General features: G+C 69.5%; 24 protein-coding genes. 9 read left to right on the top strand and 15 right to left on the bottom strand.

Going from position 1 to position 23,485, the window contains the following annotated elements:
- Window positions 1-44 precede the first annotated feature (44 nt).
- Both ligD (ABH936_RS09320) and ligD (ABH936_RS09315) read left to right on the top strand, forming a co-directional pair.
- Window positions 45-1,025 (top strand): non-homologous end-joining DNA ligase, encoded by a 981-nt coding sequence (gene ligD / locus ABH936_RS09320; RefSeq protein WP_404603089.1) that lies wholly within the window; start codon window positions 45-47, stop codon window positions 1,023-1,025.
- A complete protein-coding gene (ligD, locus tag ABH936_RS09315; RefSeq protein ID WP_074045718.1) occupies window positions 1,022-1,900 on the top strand; it encodes a non-homologous end-joining DNA ligase in 879 nt (292 codons plus the stop codon). The genes ligD (ABH936_RS09320) and ligD (ABH936_RS09315) overlap by 4 nt, the downstream gene beginning before the upstream one ends.
- Window positions 1,901-2,021: 121 nt before the next feature.
- Here ligD (ABH936_RS09315) and ABH936_RS09310 read toward each other — a convergent pair whose 3' ends face one another.
- The 5 genes from ABH936_RS09310 to ABH936_RS09290 form a co-directional block, all read right to left on the bottom strand.
- Window positions 2,022-2,357: an Lsr2 family protein gene (locus ABH936_RS09310; RefSeq protein ID WP_006943971.1), complete on the bottom strand. Its 336-nt coding sequence runs from the start codon at window positions 2,355-2,357 to the stop codon at window positions 2,022-2,024.
- 161 nt (window positions 2,358-2,518) lie between these two features.
- On the bottom strand, window positions 2,519-2,773 hold the full coding sequence (locus tag ABH936_RS09305; protein WP_038569485.1) for a hypothetical protein: 255 nt from the start codon (window positions 2,771-2,773) through the stop codon (window positions 2,519-2,521).
- 71 nt (window positions 2,774-2,844) lie between these two features.
- Window positions 2,845-3,702 carry a pantoate--beta-alanine ligase gene (gene panC / locus ABH936_RS09300; RefSeq protein ID WP_404603088.1) on the bottom strand — a complete coding sequence of 286 codons (858 nt, stop codon included), beginning with the start codon at window positions 3,700-3,702 and terminating at the stop codon, window positions 2,845-2,847.
- Between the two features lie 90 nt (window positions 3,703-3,792).
- Window positions 3,793-4,743 carry a Rossmann-like and DUF2520 domain-containing protein gene (locus ABH936_RS09295; RefSeq protein WP_062256007.1) on the bottom strand — a complete coding sequence of 317 codons (951 nt, stop codon included), beginning with the start codon at window positions 4,741-4,743 and terminating at the stop codon, window positions 3,793-3,795.
- A gap of 190 nt (window positions 4,744-4,933) precedes the next feature.
- A complete protein-coding gene (locus ABH936_RS09290) occupies window positions 4,934-5,491 on the bottom strand; it encodes an AAA family ATPase (protein ID WP_404603087.1) in 558 nt (185 codons plus the stop codon).
- 70 nt (window positions 5,492-5,561) lie between these two features.
- On the opposite strand from ABH936_RS09290, the gene ABH936_RS09285 reads away from it, so the two are divergent.
- Both ABH936_RS09285 and ABH936_RS09280 read left to right on the top strand, forming a co-directional pair.
- The gene (locus tag ABH936_RS09285; protein ID WP_404603086.1) at window positions 5,562-6,710 is read left to right on the top strand and encodes an SAM-dependent methyltransferase; all 1,149 of its coding nucleotides are present in this window, start codon (window positions 5,562-5,564) and stop codon (window positions 6,708-6,710) included.
- 292 nt (window positions 6,711-7,002) lie between these two features.
- Window positions 7,003-7,368 carry a hypothetical protein gene (locus ABH936_RS09280; protein WP_404603085.1) on the top strand — a complete coding sequence of 122 codons (366 nt, stop codon included), beginning with the start codon at window positions 7,003-7,005 and terminating at the stop codon, window positions 7,366-7,368.
- Between the two features lie 33 nt (window positions 7,369-7,401).
- Here the strand turns inward: ABH936_RS09280 and ABH936_RS09275 are convergent, their stop codons facing one another.
- Complete coding sequence (locus tag ABH936_RS09275; protein WP_006943974.1) at window positions 7,402-7,944, bottom strand: CGNR zinc finger domain-containing protein; 543 nt, start codon at window positions 7,942-7,944, stop codon at window positions 7,402-7,404.
- A gap of 83 nt (window positions 7,945-8,027) precedes the next feature.
- Here ABH936_RS09275 and ABH936_RS09270 point away from each other — a divergent pair, with 83 nt between their 5' ends.
- From ABH936_RS09270 to ABH936_RS09260, 3 genes are all read left to right on the top strand, one after another.
- Window positions 8,028-9,113, top strand: a complete 1,086-nt coding sequence (locus ABH936_RS09270; RefSeq protein ID WP_006943939.1) for a DMT family transporter — start codon at window positions 8,028-8,030, stop codon at window positions 9,111-9,113.
- Between the two features lie 442 nt (window positions 9,114-9,555).
- Window positions 9,556-10,731, top strand: a complete 1,176-nt coding sequence (locus ABH936_RS09265) for an NADH-quinone oxidoreductase subunit D (RefSeq protein ID WP_144694256.1) — start codon at window positions 9,556-9,558, stop codon at window positions 10,729-10,731.
- A 326-nt stretch (window positions 10,732-11,057) separates the two neighbouring features.
- Window positions 11,058-12,032 (top strand): DUF6801 domain-containing protein, encoded by a 975-nt coding sequence (locus ABH936_RS09260; RefSeq protein WP_404603083.1) that lies wholly within the window; start codon window positions 11,058-11,060, stop codon window positions 12,030-12,032.
- Window positions 12,033-12,214: 182 nt separating this feature from the next.
- Here the strand turns inward: ABH936_RS09260 and ABH936_RS09255 are convergent, their stop codons facing one another.
- From ABH936_RS09255 to ABH936_RS09220, 8 genes are all read right to left on the bottom strand, one after another.
- The gene (locus ABH936_RS09255) at window positions 12,215-12,748 is read right to left on the bottom strand and encodes a DUF3180 domain-containing protein (protein WP_136788510.1); all 534 of its coding nucleotides are present in this window, start codon (window positions 12,746-12,748) and stop codon (window positions 12,215-12,217) included.
- Entirely contained in the window at window positions 12,745-13,716 is a 972-nt protein-coding gene (gene folK / locus ABH936_RS09250; RefSeq protein ID WP_136788509.1) for a 2-amino-4-hydroxy-6-hydroxymethyldihydropteridine diphosphokinase, read from the bottom strand. Before folK ends, ABH936_RS09255 begins: the two co-directional genes overlap by 4 nt.
- Complete coding sequence (gene folP, locus ABH936_RS09245; protein WP_404603107.1) at window positions 13,713-14,663, bottom strand: dihydropteroate synthase; 951 nt, start codon at window positions 14,661-14,663, stop codon at window positions 13,713-13,715. Before folP ends, folK begins: the two co-directional genes overlap by 4 nt.
- A gap of 29 nt (window positions 14,664-14,692) precedes the next feature.
- Entirely contained in the window at window positions 14,693-15,286 is a 594-nt protein-coding gene (gene folE, locus ABH936_RS09240; RefSeq protein ID WP_006944026.1) for a GTP cyclohydrolase I FolE, read from the bottom strand.
- A 5-nt stretch (window positions 15,287-15,291) separates the two neighbouring features.
- Window positions 15,292-17,340: an ATP-dependent zinc metalloprotease FtsH gene (ftsH, locus tag ABH936_RS09235; protein WP_404603082.1), complete on the bottom strand. Its 2,049-nt coding sequence runs from the start codon at window positions 17,338-17,340 to the stop codon at window positions 15,292-15,294.
- Between the two features lie 237 nt (window positions 17,341-17,577).
- Window positions 17,578-18,129 carry a hypoxanthine phosphoribosyltransferase gene (gene hpt, locus ABH936_RS09230; RefSeq protein ID WP_038571717.1) on the bottom strand — a complete coding sequence of 184 codons (552 nt, stop codon included), beginning with the start codon at window positions 18,127-18,129 and terminating at the stop codon, window positions 17,578-17,580.
- Window positions 18,130-18,202: 73 nt separating this feature from the next.
- Window positions 18,203-19,264, bottom strand: coding sequence for a tRNA lysidine(34) synthetase TilS (tilS, locus tag ABH936_RS09225; RefSeq protein WP_404603081.1), 1,062 nt, complete (start codon window positions 19,262-19,264; stop codon window positions 18,203-18,205).
- A complete protein-coding gene (locus tag ABH936_RS09220; protein WP_404603080.1) occupies window positions 19,261-20,316 on the bottom strand; it encodes a zinc-dependent metalloprotease in 1,056 nt (351 codons plus the stop codon). The genes tilS and ABH936_RS09220 overlap by 4 nt, the downstream gene beginning before the upstream one ends.
- Window positions 20,317-21,115: 799 nt before the next feature.
- On the opposite strand from ABH936_RS09220, the gene ABH936_RS09215 reads away from it, so the two are divergent.
- Complete coding sequence (locus ABH936_RS09215) at window positions 21,116-21,250, top strand: YlcI/YnfO family protein (protein ID WP_404603106.1); 135 nt, start codon at window positions 21,116-21,118, stop codon at window positions 21,248-21,250.
- Between the two features lie 105 nt (window positions 21,251-21,355).
- Here the strand turns inward: ABH936_RS09215 and dacB are convergent, their stop codons facing one another.
- Window positions 21,356-22,753, bottom strand: a complete 1,398-nt coding sequence (dacB, locus tag ABH936_RS09210; protein ID WP_404603079.1) for a D-alanyl-D-alanine carboxypeptidase/D-alanyl-D-alanine-endopeptidase — start codon at window positions 22,751-22,753, stop codon at window positions 21,356-21,358.
- A 126-nt stretch (window positions 22,754-22,879) separates the two neighbouring features.
- Between dacB and ABH936_RS09205 the strand changes: the two genes are divergently transcribed.
- Window positions 22,880-23,470 carry an inorganic diphosphatase gene (locus ABH936_RS09205; RefSeq protein WP_006943947.1) on the top strand — a complete coding sequence of 197 codons (591 nt, stop codon included), beginning with the start codon at window positions 22,880-22,882 and terminating at the stop codon, window positions 23,468-23,470.
- Window positions 23,471-23,485 lie beyond the last annotated feature (15 nt).

Below are 23,485 nucleotides of genomic sequence, written 5' to 3'. Positions count from 1 at the left end.
TCGCGCCCTTCTCGCTCGTGCGGTGTCACATCTAGGGTGAGCCTATGCGCCCGATGCTCGCGACACCGACACCTCACGTGCCGAGCGGGCCCGCGTGGCGCCACGAGGTGAAGTGGGACGGCATCCGCGCCATCGTCACCGTCCGCGGCGGTGAGGTGACGATCGCGACGCGCTCCGGCGCCGACTGCTCCGCGCGCTTCCCCGAGATCACCGGTTCACGCCTGCGCGACTTCGACGACCTCGTCCTCGACGGCGAGCTCGTCGCCCTGACGAACGGGCGGCCCGACTTCCGCGCCGTCATGCACCGACTCGCCCCCGGCGGCGGACGCTCACGCATGCGCGCCGCCAGCCCCGACGAAGCCGCGGCCCTCGCACGAACTCCTGTGCAGCTCATGACGTTCGACGTGCTGCGCGCCGCCGGGCACGACGTCATCACCCTGCCGTGGAGCGCGCGTCGTGAACTGCTCGACGGCGCCGGAATCGGTGGCTCGGGCGACGACGGATCGAGCGCCACGGCCTCCGCGATCCAGGTGCCGCCCGCGCATGACGACGGCGACGCGCTGCTCGCCGCGACCCGTGACGCGGGCCTCGAGGGCGTCGTCAGCAAGCGCGTCGATTCACCGTATCGCCCGGGCGTGCGCAGCGAGGACTGGCTCAAGAGCGTCCACCGCACCCGCGAGACGTTCGTCGTCCTCGGTTGGCGACCGGTCGACGGCACCGCCGGCGCGCTGGGCGCGATCCTCGTCGGCGAATGGGCCGACGGCGAGCTCGTCTATCGCGGACGCGTCGGCACCGGATTCTCGGCCGCGGCCGGGCGCGCGCTGCTCGAGTGGCTGACGCCGGCGCCCGAGCCGGCCGTGCCGCGCGATGCTCTCGCCGCGGAGGACGCCGTCGGCACCCACTGGGTGCGCCCCGAGATCCTCGTCGACGTCACCCACCTGGGGCGCAGCGCCGGCGGGCGGCTGCGTCAGCCCGCATACACCGGGCTGCGCCTCGACATCGCCGCACGTGAGGACGACGCATGAGCCCCGAGGTGAGCCCCACCGTCGTCGAGGTCGACGGGCGGACGCTGCGCCTGACGAATCTCGACAAGATCCTGTACCCCGCGACGGAGACGACGAAGGGTGAGGTACTGCACTATTACGCGAGCGTGGCACCGCGAATTCTCGCGCAGACGAAAGACCGGCCAGTCACCCGGCTGCGTTTTCCGCATGGTGTGGGAAAACTCGAGTTCTTCGAGAAGAACACCCCATCGGGCGCACCGCACTGGATCGAACGTGAAGAGATCGACAAGGTCACCTACCCGTTCGTCGATTCCGTAGCCGCGCTCAGCTATTTCGCGAACCTCGCCTCCCTCGAATTCCACACACCCCAGTGGCGCTGGCGGGATGGCGAACGCGAAAATCCTGACCGCATCGTTCTCGACCTCGACCCGGGCGCTCCCGCGGGGCTCGACGAATGCGCCGCGGTCGCCGTCATGCTGCATGAACTGCTCGGTTCTCTGGGCTGGCCCAGCGTTCCTGTCACCTCGGGCAGCAAAGGAATGCAGATCTACGCACGCCTCGACGGCACCCATTCGAGTGACGACATTCGCGAGTTCGCCCGCACCCTCGCGGAGAAGCTCACCGAGATGCGCCCCGAACTCATCACCGCGAAGATGACGAAATCACTACGCCCCGGCAAGGTGTTCATCGACTGGTCGCAGAACGTCGCGGCCAAGACGACCATCACCCCATGGTCGCTGCGTGGCCGCAACCGGCCGTTCGTCGCCACGCCGCGAACGTGGGACGAGATCGAGACGGCCCGCACCAAGCCCGGCTCCCTGCGGCAGCTCGACCTCCACGACGTGCTCGACGAACGACTCGACCGGCCCGACCCGATGGACGCCCTGCTCCGCTGAACGAATCAAACAACGAGACAAGAGCACGCAAGCGCGTCGAGCCGACACGACAGAAGGACCCTGCACTTTCCACACGGAAAGCACAGGGCCTCTCTGGAAGTTCTTCGCGCCGTGGCGAACGTCAGTTCTTCGTGGCGGCGTCGTAGGCCTTCATGAGGTCGGCCGAGACGCGGCCTCGGTCACTGACCGTCCAGCCGTTCGCGCGGCCCCAGTCACGAATGGCATTGAGGTCGGAACGACCACCGCCGCGCGTGGAGGACGCCTTCGACTGCTGCTTACGACCGCCGACCCGACGAGCGTGACCGACCCAGGTGGCGAGAGAATCACGCAGCTTGGCGGCGTTCTCGTCGGACAGGTCGATCTCGTAGTTCACACCGTCGAGGGCGAACTGGATGGTCTCGCTCGCGTCCGAGCCGTCGATGTCGTCTTCCAGCGTGACATGGATGCGCTGAGCCATGATCGGCTCCTTTCGAAGTGCGAATGATTCTGCCTCGCAGGGGCGAGGCGACGAACCCGACATTACCGTCCGATAAGCGAAAGAGCGAAACCCGGCAACCGATTTCGCTCTTTCCCCGAGTATTTTTTCAGACGCAATTCACGCGACTGGAATGGGGGCGATCATTCCGGGGGCGTCGTCGCGCGAGAACTCATCGTTCCGGGTGCAGCCTTCGGCAGGTGCGCATTCTGCAGACGCGCCTCCTCCTCGCCGGGCGCGACGGCACCCTTCGTCAGGTCGTGTTCGCGCTCCCATTGCGCCTGCGCGACGCGTTCACGCCGGTCGCCCTCCATGATGTGACGCAGGATGAGGTAGAACAGGCCGAGAATTCCGATCGACGGAATGAGCGTCTCGATGGCCGGCCACAGGCTGTCCACGGGCTCCACTTCCTTTCACGTGCAGCCGCGTCGCCGGGCCGCTCCAGGTGTTCAGTCTACGAGGCCGCGGTTCAGGCCTCGCGACCGCCGACGACGAGGGGGACGTTGTCGATCAACCGGGTCGTACCGACCTTGGCCGCGACGGCGAGCAGCGCCTCCCCGCGGAAGTACTCGGGCACCTGCTCCAACGTGACCGGGTCGACGAGCACGAGGTAGTCGACGAGGGCCAGCGGTTCGCGCACGAGGACGTCCCGCGCAGCGCGCCGTACAGCGGCGGGGCCGGAGTTACGAGCGGCCTCACCGGCCTGGAGGGCCTTCGACAGGCACAGCGCGACCTCGCGGTCGGCTTCGCTCAGATAGGCGTTGCGGCTGCTGAGGGCGAGCCCGTCGGACTCGCGGACGGTCGGTACGCCGACGATCTCGACGGACATGTCGAGGTCACGCACCATGCGCTTGATGAGCAGCAACTGCTGCGCGTCCTTCTGGCCGTAGTAGGCGCGTGTCGGGTGCACGATGTTGAGCAGCTTGTTGACGACCGTCAGCATCCCGTCGAAGTGCCCGGGGCGCGACGCACCTTCGAGGACGCCGCCCAGCGGGCCCGCCGAGACGCGCACGCCCGGCTCACCGTCGGGGTAGACGACGTCAGGGCTCGGAGCGAACACGAGGTCGGCGCCCTCGCGCTCGCAGATCTCGAGGTCGCGCTGCAGCGTGCGGGGGTAGCGCGACAGGTCCTCCCCCGCCGCGAACTGCAGGGGGTTGAGGAAGATCGTGACGACGACGGCGTCGTTCTCCTCGCGCGCGCGACGGATGAGCGTCGCATGCCCCTCGTGCAGGGCCCCCATCGTCATGACGACGCCGACGCTGCCGCCGAAGCGGCCGCGGGCGTCGGCGAACTCGGTGCGGGCGTGGGTGACGACAGGTGCGGTCATGCGTGGCTCCCGGTGGCGTGGTCAGGGACGGGGCTCGAACCTGACGGGGTGGGTGTCGGAGATTGTGGAGGAACGATCGGAGCGGACGGATCAGGGCGTCGGGGGCTCGGGGCCCACCCCGCCCTGGTCTGGTGGCCCGTCGAGCGCGGTCAGGACGGCGTCGATCTGCGTCGGGGTGAGAGCGCCGCGCGCCGAGCTGCGTTGCGCGGTCGCGAGCGCGAGCGCGCGGTAGGTCGGGGCAATGTCGAGTGCCACACCAGTGTGGGCGAGCGCGTCGAGCATGTCGAGGTGACGCGTCAACGTGCCCGCGTCACCGCGCGCGACGGGGCCCGTCAGCGCCTTGTCGCCGCGTTCGAGGGCGTTGTCGAGCGCGGCCTCGAGCAGCGGACGCAGCAGGCGGCCCGGGTCGTCGACGTCGATGCGGCGCAGCAGCTCGGCGGCCTGCGCGACGAGGGTGACGAGGTGGTTCGAGCCGTGCGCGAGCGCCGCGTGGTACTGCGTGCGATCGGCCTCGTCGACGGTGAACGGCTCGCCGCCCATGTCGAGCACGAGCGCGTCGGCGACCATGCGGTGGTCGGGCATCGCCGTGACGGCGAACGGGCAGCCGGCGAGGCGCGTCAGGTCGACCGCGGTGCCGCTGAACGTCATCGCCGGGTGGATCGCGAGCGGCACCCCGCCGGCCTCGACGACGGGCGCGAGCACGCCGATGCCCTGCGCGCCGCTCGTGTGGACGACGATGCGCGGGCCGAGCGTGCCGGGGAAGTCGAGGCCGTGGACCAGAGCGGCGAGTTCGTCGTCGGGCACGGTGAGCAGGACGAGATCGGCGGCCGCTGCGACGCCGGCCGGCTGCTGGACGGGGACTCCGGGCAGCAGCGCCTCAGCCCGCTCGCGGCTCGCCTCGGACACACCGCTGACGGCGACGACGTCATGCCCCGCCTTGCGCAACGCCGCCCCCAGCACCGCACCGACTCGCCCCGCACCGATGACGCCGACGCGCAGGCTCGGCGCGCCCGGGAGCGGGGTCGGCTGCTCGAAAGTCACCCGCCCAACGCTACTCCCGTCCGCGAGGTCCTCGAATCACTGCGGGGCCGTGTGCTCGGTGAGGGATGCGCGTTGGTCGCTCGACGGGCGCGCCCGGCGCTCGGTGCGTGCGTTTCGGGCCGCTCGACGAGACGCGGCGTCGCACGTCGGGCCGTCAGTGCGGCGACTCGTCTCGATGCGCTGCCGGCGCTCAGGGGCGGGACAGTCGCTCGATCAGATGCGTCAGCTCACGTCGCGAACAAACGCGGACGATCGGCAGCTGAGGTCGTCGAGCTGCGACGTCGCCGATGAGCCCCCGGTAGCGCGCGTGGCCCTGCCACGACCAGCGCACGATGTGCTCAGGGTCGGTGAAGAAGGTGCGCAGCGGGCCTTCGGTGTTCCCGTTCCACAGTTCTTGGTGAAGCAGTCGTCGCCGCAGCGTCCGGCTGACGACCTGCCGCGTCACGGTGCCGCGCGGCAGATCGAGCCAGATGAGCAGTTCGGCGCGCTCGGCGAGCAGGCCACGCACCTCGCCGTACTGCCACTCGGTGACCCACGCCTCGGTCGCGACGAACCGCGCGACGTCGTCATGAAACTGCGGGCGCGGTTGCCACCCGGGGCCGTGGAACAGCGCGTCGATCTCATGATGCGGCACCCCGATCCGATCGCTGACGAGCGCACACGCCGTCGTCTTGCCGCTGCCCGACGGCCCCGCGATGATGACGCGTCGCGCCGGCGGCAGGTCGGCCTCGAGCGAGAGGAAGGGCATGGCCCCATTCTGCCGCCGTCACGGTCGGGACATGGGCGGTCGACGCGTGGACGCGACGTAGAGTCGCGACGTGACGCAGCAGTTCGAGAACTCCGACATGCCGGTGAGCCACGCGGTGCCGTGGCGCGACGCCTGGCAGGCCGCGCTCTACGGACGTGACGGTTTCTATCGACGTGACGAGGGCCCCGGGGGCCATTTTGCGACGAACGCGCAGGGCATTCCGGGCGTCGACGAGGTGCTCGCGCAGGCGATCGTCGCCATGGCCGAACGCATCGACGCGGACGTTGTCGTCGACTTTGCCTGCGGCCGTGGCGAACTGCTCGACACCATCAGCCGGTTCGTTGATCGCGTTGACCTCGTGGGCGTGGACGTCGTCGAGCGTCCGCCCGAACTCAGCAGCCGCATCGCCTGGGTGCGTTCTGCGGGAGGGGCGTCGATTCCGTCGCTCGACATCATCGCAGGTCGTCGGGCGCTCGTCGTCGCGCACGAGTGGCTCGACGTCGTGCCGTGCGACATCGCGGAGGCTGACGACGACGGTGTCCTGCGCGAGGTACTCGTCACGCCCGACGGGGACGAGACGCTCGGCGCCCCACTCCCTCCCGACGCCGCCCGGTGGGCCGCCCGTCATGCCCCAACGGCGATTCCTGTCCACGTCGGCGATCTTCGTCCACATTCGTCGGCGGCCCAGCCCACGATCGATGCCCCCGACGATCCACCGCCCCACCCCGTGCCTGACGACGCCCTACCTCCGGCCGATGGCCGCGAGAACGCCACCCGTCGCGAACCCGGCGAGCGGGTCGAGATCGGCATGACGCGTGATGCGGCCTGGGAGGCGCTCGTCGCGGAGGTGACGCGTCATGCCGCGGCTGGCAGCGTCGTGGTCGGAATCGACTACGCGTCCACGAGCGCCACGCGGCCGCCGTTCGGCACCCTCACCGGCTTTCGTGACGGCAGCGAGTGCGCGCCCGTTCCCGACGGTTCGTGCGACGTGACGGCGCACGTCGCACTCGATTCCCTCGATGTCGACGACGTGCGCACCCAGCGTGACGTGCTGCTCGAACTGTTCGGCGAGCTGGCCCTGGAACCCGTTCCGCTCGCCCTCGCCTCGAGCGACCCACCCGTCTACCTCGCTCGTCTCGCGGCCCGCTCGGCGCTCGCGACGGCAACGCATCCGCGTGGCCTCGGAGCCTTCGCGTGGTACACGCGGGCGATCGGCTGACGCGGCCACCGCCACCCTCGACCACCCGAAAACGCCCGTCGTGCCGGGTTGTCGCCCCCGCCTGGCACGATCAGCCTCGAGACGCGCCACCTGGCCGCGTCCGGCGAGGGGGAGTCGAACGGCCCACAGCAGCAACGCTTCCGGCGGCGCGAGTCGCGCGACCGAGGCACCCGGCGGGAAAAGTCGAGGCCCGGCCGCGAGCGAACAGGACGCGTCCAGCACCCAGGAGGCGACGTACGAGGATCGAGGCGACGCCGGGTACAAGCAGTCCCCCGGCAACCTGCAGATCCAGATGATCGCCATCGGGGTCGGGCTGTTTCTCGGCACCGGCGAACGCCTGTCGGCCGCGGGGCCCGCGCTCATCGATGCCGCGCGCCATGAGCTCCGTCGTCGTGCGCCTCGGCGTTTTCTACCTCGGCTCGATCCTCGTGCTGTCGACTTCCGCCTGCCCGGCGCGCCCGTCACGACGTGGATCTGCATCGTCTCCCTCGTTGCCGTCGCGCTCTACGTCATGCTCGACTTCAGTTCGGCGAATTGGTACTACAACCTCGTCGCGGGCGTGCTCATGCTCGTCGGCACGAACGTCGGCTACGAGATCTCGCGACAGCGCCTCGCGCGCAACGGGCTGCCCGACCTCGGCGAAGGTGCTGACGACTGACGCGGCATCGACAGGGCCGAACGGAGCCGAGCGTCAGGACACCGATTCGGCCGCCTTGCGCGCGCGATAGGCGGCGACGTTGGCGCGGTTTCCGCACCCGCGATCGCAGTAGCGGCGGGAGCGGTTCTTCGACAGGTCGACGAGCACTCCCCCGCAGTCACCGGCGCACATCTTGAGGCGGTCGAGTTCGTCGGCGCGGATGACGTCGACGAACGCCATGACGGCGTCGACCGCCATGCGACTCGCCAGTGGCGCGTCGGACGGCGTCGCGTGCAGGTGGTAATCCCACTCGTCATGACGCACGAGTTGCGGCAGCGCACGGTACTGCAGCATCACCTCGTTGACGAACGCGACGAGTTCGTCGCGCGACAGTGACCACGCCTCGAGGAATCGGGGGCGCAGGGCGCGCACCTCGTCGAGTTCGGCGTGCGTGCGCTCGTGCGTGCCGGTGTACCCCCAGGACTCGACGAAGGCGTCGAGGTCGGCGATCTCGGTGAGGGTGTCGTCGGGCGTGGCGGTGTTGACGAGCGCGGCGACGGACAGCAGACCGTCCTCCGTGTCATGACCAAAGGGCATTTTGACTCCTGACCTCTTCCAGGTCTAACGTAACCGGTGTTCCTGGTTTTGACCACTTACACGAGAGTTGGAGGTGTTCCCCCATGGCTCCCAGCCAGATCGCACACGACATCGAGCCCATCCCCGTCGCCACCCGCAGGCGCGCGGGCCGATCCGGCGCGATGTCCCACACGAGCATGGGCCTCATCATCGCCATTGTCTCGTGTGCGGCGTTCGGCACGTCCGGTTCGTTCGCGAAGGCACTGCTCGGCTCCGGGTGGACGCCCGTCACGGCCGTCGCGGCCCGCATCAGCATCGCAGCGCTCGCGCTCGCCATCCCGACGGCGATGGCGCTGAGTGGGCGCTGGCACGTGCTGCGCGACAACATCAAGCCGATCGTGCTCTACGGCATCTTCGGCGTCGCCGGCTGCCAGCTGTTCTACTTCAACGCCGTCACGCACGTCAGCGTCGGTGTCGCACTGCTCATCGAGTACCTCGCGCCGATGCTGCTCGTCGGCTGGGCGTGGGCGCGCTACGGCCGCACGCCGCGGCGCTTGACGATCGCCGGGACGGCTGCGGCCATCGTCGGGCTGCTGTTCGTGCTCGACGTGTTCAACGGTTTCAGCGTCGACCCCATCGGCATCGCGTGGGCGCTGGGCGCCGCGCTGTGCCTGACGGTGTACTTCGTCATCGCGGGCGACGAGGAGTCGGAGCTGCCCCCGATCGCACTCGCCGGTGGCGGCATGAGCGTCGGCGCCGTCATCCTGCTCGCGATGTGCGCACTCGGCGTGCAGCCGGTCTCGGTCAGCACCGCCGACGTCACGTTCGCCGGTTCGCAGATGCCGTTCTGGGTGCCGGTGCTCGGCCTCGCGCTCATCGCTGCGGCCCTCGCCTACGCGACGGGCATCTACGCCGCCCGCGCCCTCGGCACGACGGTCGCGTCGTTCATCTCGCTGCTCGAGGTGCTGTTCGCCGTCGCCTTCGCGTGGATGTTCGTCGGCGAGGCCCCGACGCTCGTCCAGGTCGTCGGCGGCGCGTTCATCGTCGGCGGTGTCGTGCTCGTGCGTCTCGACGAGTCGCGTCACGCGGAGAGCTTCGGCCCCGTCGTCGCGGCCGAACACGACGCCGAGATCGAACGCTGGCTCGACGACGTCCGCCCCACGCGCGACGAAGAGTGCGTCACGCGCTGAGCCGCTGAGGGCCTACGGCCGCCACGACGCTGTCGCCTCGGCCCCTCGGCCCGGAATCGCCACGAGGTGCGCAACCCACCGGGGTTGCGCACCTCAGCGCCGAAACGCCGCCATGCGGGATCACAGCCCGGAAGGACCGTGCTGAGAGCCGAAAGCCCGTATAGCGGAGTTTCAGCCCCCAACCGGCGCGCGCACCGCACCGCACGCGCGCGCCCGAGGCTCCCCACCACGCCGATATACCGACGCGCGGCGCACGGCCCCGCCCTGATGGCCCCGGCGCTACTCGCGACGTCAGTCCTCAGCCGCAACTCGGCCACCACGGCCCCCAGGTCACCTCGCCACGCCGTCGTCTGCCACGTCGTCACGCCTCGTCGCCCACGTGCCCCACTCCATCAGGGCGCGGCGCCGCGGCGGGCGTCGTCGCGTTTGGCAAACTGGGGGCATGTCGTCTCCTGCGTCGTCCCCGCGTGAACTCACCGTCGGCATGGGCGCGGGTGGGCTCGCGACGTCGGACATGGTGCTCAACATCGGCCCGCAGCATCCGGCGACACATGGCGTGCTGCGCCTACGCATCACGCTCGACGGAGAGCGCATCACGAAGTGCGAGCCGATCGTCGGGTACATGCACCGCGGCGCCGAGAAGTTGTTCGAGGTGCGCGACTACCGTCAGATCCTCGTGCTCGCGAACCGTCACGACTGGCTGTCGGCGTTCAGCAGTGAGATCGGCGTGGCCCTAGCCGTCGAGAAGATGCTGGGCATGGAGGTGCCTGAGCGCGCGACGTGGACGCGGACGCTGCTCTCCGAGTTGAATCGCGTGCTCAATCACCTCATGTTCCTCGGTTCGTATCCACTCGAATTGGGCGCCATCACGCCGATGTTCTACGTGTTCCGTGAGCGCGAAGAGCTGCAGGGCGTCATGGAGGAAATCGCGGGCGGCCGCCTGCATTACATGTTCAACCGCGTCGGCGGCCTGCGCGACGACATTCCGGCCGGGTGGCTCGATCGCGCCGCGGCGGCCGTTTCTCTCGTGCGTTCACGCATGCCGGAGATCGAGAGCTTCATCGTCGGTAATCCGATCTTGAATGCGCGGACGAAGGGCGTTGGCGTCGTCTCTCGCGAGATGGTCGAGCAGTACGGCATCACCGGGCCGATCGCGCGCGCGTCGGGCGTCGACGTCGACCTGCGCCGCGACGACCCATATCTCGCCTACGGAGAGCTGTTCGCTCCGGGCGGGCCGGGGCGCGTCATCACGCGCTCCGAGGGTGATTCGCTGGCTCGTCTCGAGGTGTTGCTCGATCAGACGCATGTGTCGCTCGATCTCGCGGACGCCTGCATCGAAGTGCTGCGGAGCTTGCCGCCGGGGCCGGTGAACGTGAAGTTGCCGAAGGTGCTGAAGGTGCCTGAGGGCGATGGGTATGTGGCGACGGAGAATCCGCTCGGTTTCAACGGGTATTACATCGTGTCGCGCGGTGAGAAGACGCCGTGGCGGTTGAAGTTGCGTTCGGCGTCGTTCAACAACATGGCGTGCCTCGGCGAGGTGATGAGGGGGCAACTCTTGGCCGACATGGTGGCGATCTTGGGGTCGATGTTCTTTGTGGTCGGGGACATAGACAAATGAGTCTCGCCGAGCGGAGCTGAGGCCGACGTGCGAAGCATGCCGGCCTCGGCGCAGCGAGGTGGGTCTCATTTGTCAATCAGATATCGACAAGTAGATGCAGCCCTTGCGCACGGTACGGGCCCGGCCTGAGCGCCAGGCAGCGACACCGCCCCATCGTTCGTCCGAGCCACGCCGGATCGCGCGGCCCTCGTCTCGCGCACCGAGAAAACCTACGCTTCCGTAGGTGAACCGCCGCAAAAGCGATGTGTGTCACGTCACATGGGGTTACGCTCAGGTAGGGCCTGCGCCCGTCGACCCCCTGTTTCGACCCTCAGGAGTTGTTTTCCATGAGCAAGCACTCAGTTCGCCCCGCCTCTCGCACCCGCCGCGGTCTTGCATCGCTCGGCGCTCTCAGCCTCGTCGGCGGTGCCTCCCTCATCGGTGTCGCAGCCATGGCGCCGAGCGCCAGCGCGGCCACGGAACTCGTCTACACGTGCGACACGGCCGTCGGCGCCAAGGACGTCACCGTCGCCATCGACACCAACGCTCCGACGAGCGGCACCGTCGGTTCGCCCATCACCGTCTCGAAGGTCACGGGCCAGATCACGCTGCCGGGCGACCTCGGCAACGCGATGGCCGGTTTCCTCGGCTGGAACTACGTCAGCGGGTCGACGCCCAATACGGTGACGATCGCGGGCCCCGACGGCACGACCACGCAGGACGTGCAGCTGACGACCGCGAAGACGCACATCTTCAACAACGGCTGGGTCAACGACGGCACCTACGGCGGTTTCGGGCCCGACGGCCACCTCGTGCTGCCCCTGGCGGGCTCGCCCGACACAACGATGACGCCGAAGAACGCCGGTACGTACACGATCTCGGCGCCTGACAGGTTCACGTCCACGTTCACGGGCACCAAGGCGGACGGAACGACTGCGTCCCTCGACAGCGCCTGCACCTACAAGAGCGGCACGAAGGTCGTCGACTCCATCACGGTGACGGCTTCGGCCCCTTCGACCTCGACCACCACGTCGACGAACACGTCGCCGACGACGTCCACCTCGACGAGCCCGACGTCGTCGAGCTCGACCACCACGTCGACGAGCCCCACGACGAGCACCAACCCGACGGCGCCGTCCACGAACACGGCCAGCTCCACGGCGATGCCGTCGCCGTCGCACACGACGGGCGGCGGTCAGGGCCCGAAGGTCGAGACCGACTACGTCGGTCACGACTCGATGAACCTCGCCGGCATCGGCCTCGCTGCGGCGGGTGTCGTCGCCATCGGTGGCGCGGCGTTCGCCGGACGTCGAGAGAACTGACGCCAGCCGGCGGGCCTCAGCACCCGCGCCCCGCATGACGATGGGGCCCGTTCACCACGAACGGGCCCCATCGTCATGCGGGGCGCTGTGAAGCGGCCGCGAACTCTTGACCACCTGCGCGGTTCACGGTCGACGCGTGCAGCCGTCCACCGATCCAGCCTGCAAGGGAGCGGGCTTGCGCGTCAGCGTTCGTCGTCGGGAATCGTGCACCAGCGCTGCACGAGGAACCCCAGCACGCTGAGCACGACAGAGCTGATGACGAGCACCCCGAGCAGCAGCACGGCCGAACGGACGGACGGCACGCTGAGGCGCGCGAGCTGGGTGACGGCCTGCCCCGCATACCATCCGGCGAGGATGCCGCCACCGATGGCGGCCGTCTGCGAGAGCACGACGATACGTCGGGCCGTGTCGGGCGCCACCGTCTCGCTCCCCTGGACGACGGCTGCGGCGGCCGCGCGGATCTCGCTCTCGTCGGACCCGGCGCGGCGCGCGGCGTCCGCTTCCTTCTTCGCCTTCGTGCGGGCGCGCACCTCGTCGCGGATGCGCCATCCGCCTGCGACGAGCAGCCCGCACGCCGCGAGGACGACGAGCACCTCCCACCACGAGTGCTGCGGCACGGCGCGCCCACTGTTGCGCATCAGCTGCAGGAGGCCGCCGCTGATGAGCGCGACGAGCAGCCCCGCGACGACGGCGGTGACCGGTCGGACGGGCTTCATGTCAGGCCTTCCTCGAGGTCGATGTGGTCGTCGTCGTCCCACGACGGGCCGCGGCGCACCCCGGACGCATCGACGCGCTGCACGGCGTCGAGCAGCGGCAGGACGCCGTCAGGGGTGCGCACCGCCATCCACGGCGCCGCCTGGGCCCACGGGACGAGCACGAACGCGCGCTCATGAGCCCGCGGGTGCGGCAGGGCGAGGGGCGACCATGACGCGTCCGCCGCGCCGGCCTGCACCCCGTCGCGCTCGTCGGCGAGCACGATCTCGTCCTCGCGACCGGCCTCGCCGAGCGTCACGACGTCGAGGTCGAGGGTGCGCGCGCCCCAGCGCTCACCGCGGACGCGGCCGTGATCGGCTTCGATGCGATGCAGCTCGCGGATGAGGTGCCCCGGCGCGAGCCGGGTGACGCCGACGACGACGGCGTTGAGGTAGTCGGGCTGCGCGACGCCCCCGATGGGGTCGGTCTCGACGAGGGGCGACACCTGGGTCACCTCGAACCCCTCGAGCGCCCGCAGCGAGTCGAGCGCCGCGCGCAACGTCGTGACCCGCCGTCCGAGGTTCGTGCCCATCGCGACGACGACGCGGCGGCGCTGCTCGCGGCGAACGCTCACCGACGGGCCTGCCAACGCCCCGGTCGACGGGGTGAACGCGACACCTGCGGGAGCGTGCGGCTTGTGGACGGTGACGTCGACCGCCTCGACGATCTCCCACGCGAGGCAGGCGTCGGCGACGCGCTCGGCGAGCGTCTCGATGAGATCGACCGGCTCGCCGGAGCACACCTCGACGGCGCGCGCGGCGACGTCGGCGTACGACAGCGACGCCTCGAGATCGTCGCTGCGGCCCGCGGGGCCCAGGTCGGCGTCGAGGCTGATGTCGAGCACGAACGGCTGGGGGATGCGCTTCTCGAAGTCGAGCACGCCATGGCACGCCGTCGCGGCGAGGCCGGTGAGGGTGATGCGGTCACTCATCGGGGCATGCCTCCGCTCACTCGCTCCCCGGCCGACCGGGGCGCCACGGCCCCGCGCGCCGTGGCGACGACGTCGAGCGCTGCGAGCGTCGACGGCACATCGTGCACGCGCACCGCCCATGCGTCGTGCTGTGCGGCGAGGACGCTGGTCGCGGCCGTCGCGGCGTCGCGCGCGGCGGGCGGGACGGACGCGCCGTCCGCGATGAGCTGCGGCGTCCGCCCTGCGACGCCGAGAAAACTCTTGCGCGACGTGCCCCACAGCACCGGCAGCCCGTCGACGTCGAACTCGCCCATGCGCGCGAGCAGTTCCCAGTTCTGCTCGGCCGTCTTCGCGAACCCGAAGCCGGGGTCGACGACGAGCCTGCCGTCGCGGACGCCGGCCTCCCGCAGCGCGGCCACGGACTCGGCCAGCTCGCGACACACATCCGTGACGATGTCGTCGTACGCGGTGTGCTGCTGCATGTCGACGGAGTGCCCGCGCCAGTGCATCGCGACGAACGTCGCGTCACTCGCGGCGGCGACGTCGCGCATCGCTGGGTCGGCGAGCGCGCCGCTGACGTCGTTGATGATGTCCGCTCCGGCAGCGACGGCGGCCTCGGCGACACTCGCGCGCATCGTGTCGACACTCACGCGCGCACCCGCGGCGGCCAGTTCACGCACGACGGGGATGACGCGTCGGGCCTCCTCGTCAGCGCTGGGACGCTGGGCTCCCGGACGGGTCGACTCGCCGCCGACGTCGAGGATGTCGGCGCCCTGCGCCACCAGCTGCAGGCCGTGCTCGACCGCGGCGGCCGCGTCGAACCAGCGTCCGCCGTCGCTGAACGAGTCGGGCGTGACGTTGACGACTGCCATGACGAGCGGACGCCGCACCGGTCCATCCGCACGCGGCGACGAACCGTCGAGCGCATTGCCGTTCGAATCACCTGGAGACGAACGATCCGTGCGCATCTCACTCATGCGTTCCTCCGACGAGTGCGTCACTTGCCCATGACGAGGCTCATCGCCTCGGCGCGGGTCGCGGGGTTGCGCAGTTGGCCGCGGACGGCCGAGGTGATCGTGCGCGCGCCCGGCTTGCGGATGCCACGCATCGACATGCACAGGTGCTCGGCTTCGATGACGACGATGACGCCCTGCGCGTCGAGGTGTTCGACGAGCGCGTCGGCGATCTGTGTCGTCAGCCGCTCCTGAACCTGCGGGCGCTTCGCGAACACGTCGACGAGCCGCGCGAGCTTGCTCAGCCCCGTCACCCGGCCGGACGTGGACGGGATGTACCCGACGTGCGCGACGCCGTGGAACGGCACCAGGTGATGCTCACACGTCGAGTAGACCTCGATGTCGCGCACGAGGATGAGCTCTTCGTGGTCGACGTCGAACGTCTTGACGAGCACGTCCTCGGGGTTCTGTCGCAGGCCCGCGAAGATCTCCGCGTAGGCGCGTGCCACGCGGGCGGGCGTCTCGACGAGCCCCTCGCGGTCGGGGTTCTCCCCGACCGCGAGCAGGATCTCGCGGACGGCCGCTTCGAGGCGCGCAAGGTCGACCTCGGCGCCGACCACGTCGTGCGTCTCAGCCACGGCGCTCAGTCACCCAGGCCAGGCCCGACGTCGCTGGGGCCCTGCAGGCCAGGGCCGGCCGGCGGCTGCGGCGGGTAGAGGCTGATCTCGCCGTCGGGACGCTCGTCGGCGTGCGGGTTCTTGCCGAGGTCGATGGCGCGCTGTTCGGCGGGCGTCATGACCGGGCCGCGCGTGCTGACGTGGCGCTGTTCGCTCGAGAGCCACACCTCACGCACCGGCTCCTTGCGCACGGCGGAGAAGATCTCAGCCAGGCGCGGCGCGTCGAGGGTCTCCTTCTCGAGCAGTTCGAGCACGAGGGCGTCGAGGATGTCGCGGTTGTTGTTGAGCGCGCGCCAGGCCTCGTCGTGTGCGGCCTCGATGAGCTTGCGGACCTCGACGTCGACCATCGCGGCGACCTGCTCGGAGTACTCGCGGTTGTTGCCGCCCATGTCGCGGCCGAGGAAGACCTCGCCGCCGGAGTTGCCGAGGTGCACGGCGCCGACGTTCTCGCTCATGCCGAACTGCGTCACCATCTTGCGGGCGATGTCGGTGGCCTTCTCGATGTCGTTGCTCGCACCGGTGCTCGGGTCGTGGAACACCATCTCTTCGGCGACACGGCCGCCGAGGGCGTACGCGAGCTGGTCGAGCAGTTCGTTGCGCGTCGTCGAGTACTTGTCGTCGGTCGGCAGCACCATCGTGTAGCCCAGCGCGCGCCCGCGCGGCAGGATCGTGATCTTGCTGACCGGGTCGGTGTTGTTCATCGCGGCGGCGACGAGGGCGTGGCCACCCTCGTGGTACGCGGTGACCTTGCGCTCCTTCGCGCTCATCGGGCGCGACTTCTTCTGCGGGCCGGCCATGACGCGGTCGATCGCCTCGTCGAGGGCCTCGTTCGTGATGATCGTGCCGTTGGTGCGCGCGGTGAGCAGCGCAGCCTCGTTGAGCACGTTCTCGAGCTCGGCGCCGGAGAAGCCCGGTGTGCGGCGCGCGACCGACATGAGGTCGACGTCCTTCGCCATCGGCTTGCCCTGGGCGTGCACCTGCAGGATGTGGTGGCGGCCGCCCATGTCGGGCGCCTCCACCGCGATCTGACGGTCGAAACGGCCGGGACGCAGCAGTGCCGGATCGAGGATGTCGGGGCGGTTGGTCGCCGCGATCAGGATGACGCGCGTGCGGTCGTCGAAGCCGTCCATCTCGACGAGGAGCTGGTTGAGCGTCTGCTCACGCTCGTCGTGGCCTCCGCCCAGGCCGGCGCCGCGGTGGCGGCCGACGGCGTCGATCTCGTCGACGAAGATGATGGCGGGGCTGTTCTCCTTGGCCTGCGCGAACAGGTCACGCACACGGCTCGCACCAACACCGACGAACATCTCGACGAAGTCAGAACCTGAGATCGTGTAGAACGGCACGTTCGCCTCGCCGGCGACGGCGCGTGCGAGCAGCGTCTTACCCGTGCCGGGCGGGCCGTACAGCAGCACGCCCTTGGGGATCTTGGCACCGATCTTCTCGTACTTCTCGGGGTCGGCGAGGAAGTCCTTGATCTCCTTGAGTTCCTCGACTGCCTCGTCGGCGCCCGCGACGTCGCTGAACTTCGTCGTCGGCATGTCCTTGCTGTGCAGCTTCGCCTTCGACTTGCCGAACTGCATGACCTTTGAACCGCCGCCCTGGGCCTGGCTCATGAGGAACCAGAACAGACCGACGAGCAGCAGGATCGGCAGGATGTTCATCAGCAGGGTGACGAAGATGCCCTGACGCTGCGGGTCGTCCGTGTATCCCTTCGGGGGCGTGTGCGCGCTCAGGGAGTCGACGACCTGCTTGCCGCGCGCGTCGACGTAGTCGGCCTCGACGCGCTTGACGTCCTTGAGCTTGCCGATGTCCTGCTTGTCCTGCAGCGTCAGACTGACGCTGTCGGGCGTGACCTTCGCACTCTCGACCTTTTCGGCGTTGATGAGGGAAATGGCCTGCGAGGTGTCGATGCGCGAATACCCGCCGATGTTGCTGAACATGTAGAACAGCAGCGCCACGGCGAGCGCGAGGACCACGTACAGGCCCGGCGTGCGCATGATTTTCTTAGCGTTCATCTGTTTGCGGGGCGAGCCCCGACCCTCTCATCGAAGAAGTGCCAGTCAACAAACCGCCAACGCGCGGCGCGGCGGCGATGTTCCCGCTCCCTGCGCGCGACGACAGCAGATGCGTCTCGATAGGACAGTGTGACCCACTGAACGCGCCGCTGCGCCGCGGGTTCGCGCACAGCGCAACCGTGCGTCGTCCGGCGCGGCCGGTGGCGACGCCGGCGTCAGCGCCGCGAGGACGCTCGATCAGGAGTACACGTGCGGCGCGAGCGTGCCGATGTCGCGCAGGTTGCGGAACTTCTCGTCGAAGTCGAGCCCGTAGCCGACGACGAAGGAGTTGGGGATGTCGAATCCGACGTACTTGCAGTCGATCTCGACCTTCGCAGCCTCCGGCTTGCGCAGCAGCGTGCAGATCTCGACCGACGCGGGGTTGCGCGACTCGAGGTTGCTGCGGATCCAGCTCAGCGTCAGGCCGGAGTCGATGATGTCCTCGACGATGAGGACGTGGCGGCCGGAGATGTCGGCGTCGAGATCCTTGAGGATGCGCACGACGCCGGAGCTCTTCGTCCCCGAGCCGTAGGAACTGACGGCCATCCAGTCCATCGGCACCGAGCCCGGCAGCGCTCGCATGAGGTCGGCCATGACGAGGATTGCGCCCTTGAGCACACCGACGAGCAGCACGTCCTTGCCCTCGTAGTCACGCCAGATCTGCGCAGCGAGCTCTTCGAGCTTCGCGTGAATCTGTGCCTCGGTGAACAACACGTTCTCGAGGTCGTTTCCCATCTGGGAAGAGTCCATCACCGGCTCCTCGTCGTCTCTGCCGGTCTTGCCGGCGCTCGCCACCGCGCGTGCTCGCGGGCGGCCGTCCACGTCATTCTCCCTTGCGGCGTGGGCTGATGGTCATCTCGCCCCCGACGCGTCGAACCTCAACGCTACCCGGGACGTCGATCGGCCCCTGCCCCGACCAGGCGACGAGCAGCCGTTCGACGTCGAACAGGTGCCCGCTCGACAGTTCGGCGTCGCGGGCGCCGTGCAGGACGAGGAGGCGGCGCAGCGCGCGGATGCGCAGCGCAGGGTCGAGCCCGACCAGCGCTACGACGCTCCACGTCGCTGGCCAGGCTCGGGCGTCGTCGGTGCCCGCGGAGCGTGCGAGCGCCTCGTCGGTGAGGCGGTCGAGCAGGTCGGCGTCGCGGCCGGCGGCCGCTGCCGTGCGGAACAGGCTGCGGCGCAGTGTCGGTGCCGCGAGTTCACGTTCGAGTGCCGCGAGGGTGTGGCGCGCGCGCACCCGGCTGAAGGCCGGGTCGTCGTTGTGCGGGTCGTGCCATGGTTCGAGGCCGAGCGCTTCGCAGGCGAGCTCGGTGTCGACGCGCCGCACCGGCCCACCTGGCACGATCTCGGGGCCGAGCAGGAACGGTCGCAGCAGGCGCGCACGGTCGGCGCGCATGCCGGCGAGCGCTCGGGTGCCGCTGCCGCGCATGAGGCCGAGCAGCACCTGTTCGGCCTGGTCGTCGGCCGTGTGCGCGAGTACGGCGCGCGCCGCGCCCACTGCGTCCGCGACGTCGAACAGCGCTCGACGACGGGCCGCGCGGGCGGCCGCTTCGAGCCCTTCCGGCGCGTCGGCGTCGACGATGACGGCGACGGTGCGCACGTCGTCGTCCGCGAAGCCGAGCTGGTCGACGCAGGCGCGGCGCGCGCGTTCGGCGACGTCCGCCGAGCCCGCTTGCAGCCCGTGGTCGACGATGACGACGTCGACCGCGACGCCCTGCTTCGGCGCCTCGAACGCGAGGGCCGCGGCGAGCGCCATGGAGTCGGCTCCCCCGCTGACGCCGGCGACGACGCGCCGCTCACCCGCGGCATCACTCGAGAACGTGCGCTGCAGCGCGGTGCGGACGGCGAGGCGCGTCAGAGCGACGCTGGGGTGCGGGCCACTCATCGGAACAGCGACCCGTGGATGCGTTCGACCCACAGCTGAGGGCGCTGGATCTCGGCGGGCGTCGGCAGGTTCTCGGGGGCGGCCCAGACGGCGTTGAAACCGTCGATTCCCACCTTTTCCTGCACGCCGCGCACGAATGCTGCGCCGTCACGGTACTGGCGCATCTTGGCCTCGAGGCCCATGAGGCGTCGCAGCTGCTTGTCGATGTTGCCGAGACCGGCGCGGCGGTCGCCGAAGCGGGCGCGGATCGTCTCGACGCTCGGCACGATCTGCGGGCCTACGTCGTCCATGACGACGTCGGCGTGGCCTTCGAGCAGGGACATGACGGCGGCGAGGTCGGCCATGCGCGTGCGTTGTTCGGGGGTGGCGAAGATGTCGCTCAGCCCCATCGAGCCCTCCTTGAACGCCTCGGGCACACGTTTGGCGATCTCGCCGACGCGCGTCGCCATCTCCTCGGGCGTCGGCGCCATGTCGACGAGCAGGTCTCGGGCGGCGCTGACGACGTGCTCGCGTAGCCAGGGCACGGCGGTGAACTGCACGCGGTGCGCCTCTTCGTGCAGGCACACCCAGAGGCGGAAGTCGTGCGGGTCGACGTCGAGTTCGCGTTCGACCTGGACGATGTTGGGCGCCACGAGCAGCAGCGACGGCGTGCCGCCGGGTGCGATGTCGTACTGACCGAGCACCTTGCTCGACATGAACGCCATGAGCCCGCCGATCTCTCCCCCGCTCACCTTGGCGGTGATGGCGCGCGCGACCGGCCCGGCGGCGCGTTTGGCGGTGATCTTGTCGACGACGGGCGCGATCATGCCGTCGAGGGAGGCGATGTTGACGTCGACCCACGCGCTGCGGTCGACGACGCGCACCGCGCCGATGTCGTCGGGCGTGACGAGCTGCGCCGTCTGCGCGACTGGATCGTGGGCGCGGCAGGCGGCGTCACGCAGTTCGGCGACGGCGTCGCTCGCTTCGGCGGCACTGAGGCGCGGGCCGCCGCGATGCAGTTTCTTGCCCGTCGTCGCGGCGAAACGCCAGTCGATATAGCTCGGTTCACCCATGCTGCTCACGCTACCGCGCGGCGCTGACAGCCCCTTGACGGTCGCGAATCGCCCGGCGTCGAGTCCGAGAGCCCACGACGGGGCGGCACGCTCAGACCTCCGTCGTCTTGACGGGGCGGGCGCCGAGTTCGGCTTCGAGACGGAGCAGGCCGGGACCGTTGCCGTCGATGAACTTCAGACGCCCGACGATCTGCGAGACGGTGGCTTCTTCCTCGATCTGCTCGGACAGGAACCAGTCGAGCAGCGGACGGGAGTCGAGGTCGCCGGTGTGAGCCCGCCACCCTCGACGGACTCCATCGCTTGACGCCCCAACACGGTTCGCGCACCGAGGTCAGTCGACGGGCCAGCGGTAGGGCATGAGATCCCGTAGAGAGGCGACGTCCGTCGCCGTCACGAGCACCTCTACGTCGAGGTTGTTCGGTGAGGGTTGTTGCACCGTGGCAGCAAGAACAGCGGCCAACGGCGAGCACGATGCCCGCCGAAGTCACTGTGAGCGTCAGGGTCGTCGCCTATGAGGCGAAGCACTGCTGCGCGGCATGGCGACCGATGCCGAGGGCGGCGCCGATGATGGCCGAGGTGACCGGAGAGGCGCCCATGGTGGCGCCGGCGCCATCTCGTTCGGGCGACCCGTCGAGGTGCCGCCCCATCGGGTGCTACGTCACCTCGTCAGCGTTGGCCGCGACCTACCGGAAGGACCGTCATGACGTCTGAACCCATGAGCGCGCAGCAGTAATACGGCTTCTATGCCGACGCAGCCAACCAGCAGCCCCAAGGCGCGCCTCGTCGGCGGAAGGAACGGCTGAGCACACCCGTTTCGGTCCGCTTCCCTGCCGAGCTGCTCGAAGAGGTCAAGAGCGCCGCTCGAGCTGACGATCGGTCGGTCTCGGCTTGGATCCGCCGAGCCGTCGAGCACGAACTGCGCCGAAGCGCCTGAGCGGTGCGTCCGTTCTGGCAGCCTGAATCCACGGTCAACATGAGCGGCGACGCGACAGCCGGCGATTCGACAACGCATGCTGCCGAGCGTCAACACGTGCTGAGTTCAGGGCAGCTTCGTCAACTCGGCGACGAGGTGGTCGACGGCCGTCTTGGCGCCGATGGCACCGTCGGAGAACGTGCCGTTCGTCGTCACCGCGAACACAAGGGGGTGGCCGTTCTTCGTCGTCGCCAGGCCCGCCAGCGATGACGCGTCAGGCAACGACCCGGTCTTCGCCCGCACGAGACCGGCGCCGTCCTGCGACTCGGCGCGCATGTATCGATCGTGCAGGGTGCCGTTCCACGCCGAGACCGGCAACCGCTCGATGACGCGCGCGTACGTCGCATCCTTGCCCGTCGATGCGCGCGTCAGCACGTCGCCGAGCACCCGCACCGGCAGCGTCGTGCCCGACGACAAACCGCTCGTGTCGACGAGCTTGACGCCGCTGACGTCGACGCCCTCACGCTTGAGCACCGACGTCACCCACGTGCCCGCCGCGGCCGAATCGCCGTGCACGCCGTCGAGCGCCGCAGCCTGACGGGCGAGCGACTCGACCATCGAGTTGTCCGAATCCTGCAAGGCGAGACCGAGCAGGTCGAGCACCGGCGCCGACGTCACCGACCCGAGCTGCTGCCCCGCCACCGGCGTCGTCACGTTCTTGCCGTACGTCGCCGTGATACCGCGCTTGCCGAGTTCCTTGACGAACGCCTCCGCGGCGTCCTTCGTCGGGTCGGCGACGGCCGGGGTGCGGTTGTCGGCGCGCTCGGAGGCGAGCGCCAACGTCGTGATGCGCGCCGTGAAACCGTAGTCGAACAGCGCGTCCTCCCACCCCTTCGCCTTGTTCGGCCCGGGCGCGTACGAGGTGTTCGTGTCGACGGTGACCTTCGTGACGCCCTGCTTCTTCAGCGCCGCCGCGCTCTGCGCCGCGAGGTCGCCGAGGCCTGCGCGGCCGGCGACCTTCGTCGCATCGCCCACCCCCTCGGCGAGGGTCATGTCACCGCCGGCGACGAGCTCGAGGGTGCTGCCCTCGAGCGTCGCCCGCGTCGTCAGCCCCTTGTCGAGGTCGAGTTCGCTATGGGCGATCGCGAAGGCACTCGCGAGCTTCGTCACCGACGCCGGCGTCGTCGCCTTGCTCGAATCGTGTTCGTAGAGAACAGTTCCCGTCGACGCATCGCGTACCGTCACCGCCGTCGGCGAACCGAACCACGGGTTCTTCAGCGACGCCTCGACCGACTTCTTCACCTCGTTCGCGCTCGGCGCGGCCCCGACGCTCGCCGACGGCAACGACGCCGACGCGGCCTTCTGCAACGGCTCATACGTCTTGCCCTCGACCGTCACGGCCTTGGGGGTGTTCGTCGGCGCGAGCGTCAGGACGCCGGGCACCACGTCGTACGCATCGAGCGCGCCGTACCCCGCGAGCGCCGCCACGAGCGCACCGCTGACGGCCCACGTCCGCTTCTTCATCGGGGCACCACCTTAATCGCGTCCTGCTGCCGCGCCATCGCACGTCGATGACGAGTTTTTCATCCGCGCCCCGGTACGGAACACTAAGGAACGACCATTACACCAGCTATCCGGAGGGCACGAACCATGGAGTTCGACGTCACCATCGAGATCCCGCGCGGCACACGCAACAAGTACGAGGTCGACCACGAGACGGGCCGCATCCGCCTCGACCGCATCCTGTTCACCGCGATGCACTACCCGGCCGACTACGGCTACATCGAGGACACCCTCGGTGAGGACGGCGACCCGCTGGACGCGCTGCTGCTCATCGACGAGCCGACGTTCCCCGGCTGCGTCGTGCGCGCCCGCGCCATCGGTGTCTTCCGCATGGTCGACGAGGCCGGCGGCGACGACAAGATCCTGTGCATCCCCGCGGGCGACCCGCGTCAGGACCACGTGACGGACATCAAGGACGTCTCCGACTTCACGCTCAAGGAGATGTCGCACTTCTTCGAGACGTACAAGGCGCTCGAGCCGGGCAAGTCCGTCGAAGAGGGTTCGCACTGGGTCGACGCCGCGGCCGCGCAGAAGACCGTCGAGGAAGCGCTCGAGCGCGCCAAGGCCGAGGGCATGACGACGGCGCGCTGGGCGATGCCGGGCCACGACGCCCACGAGACCGAGCGCTCCATCGACAAGGCACCCGGCGACTCCCAGGCCGAGAAGCCGACGAAGTGACCCACCCCTGAGCGT

The organism is Dermacoccus sp. GAS27A (genome assembly GCF_044909235.1).
Classification (GTDB): Bacteria; Actinomycetota; Actinomycetes; order Actinomycetales; family Dermatophilaceae; genus Dermacoccus; species Dermacoccus nishinomiyaensis.
This window is presented reverse-complemented; position numbering and strand designations above follow the sequence as displayed.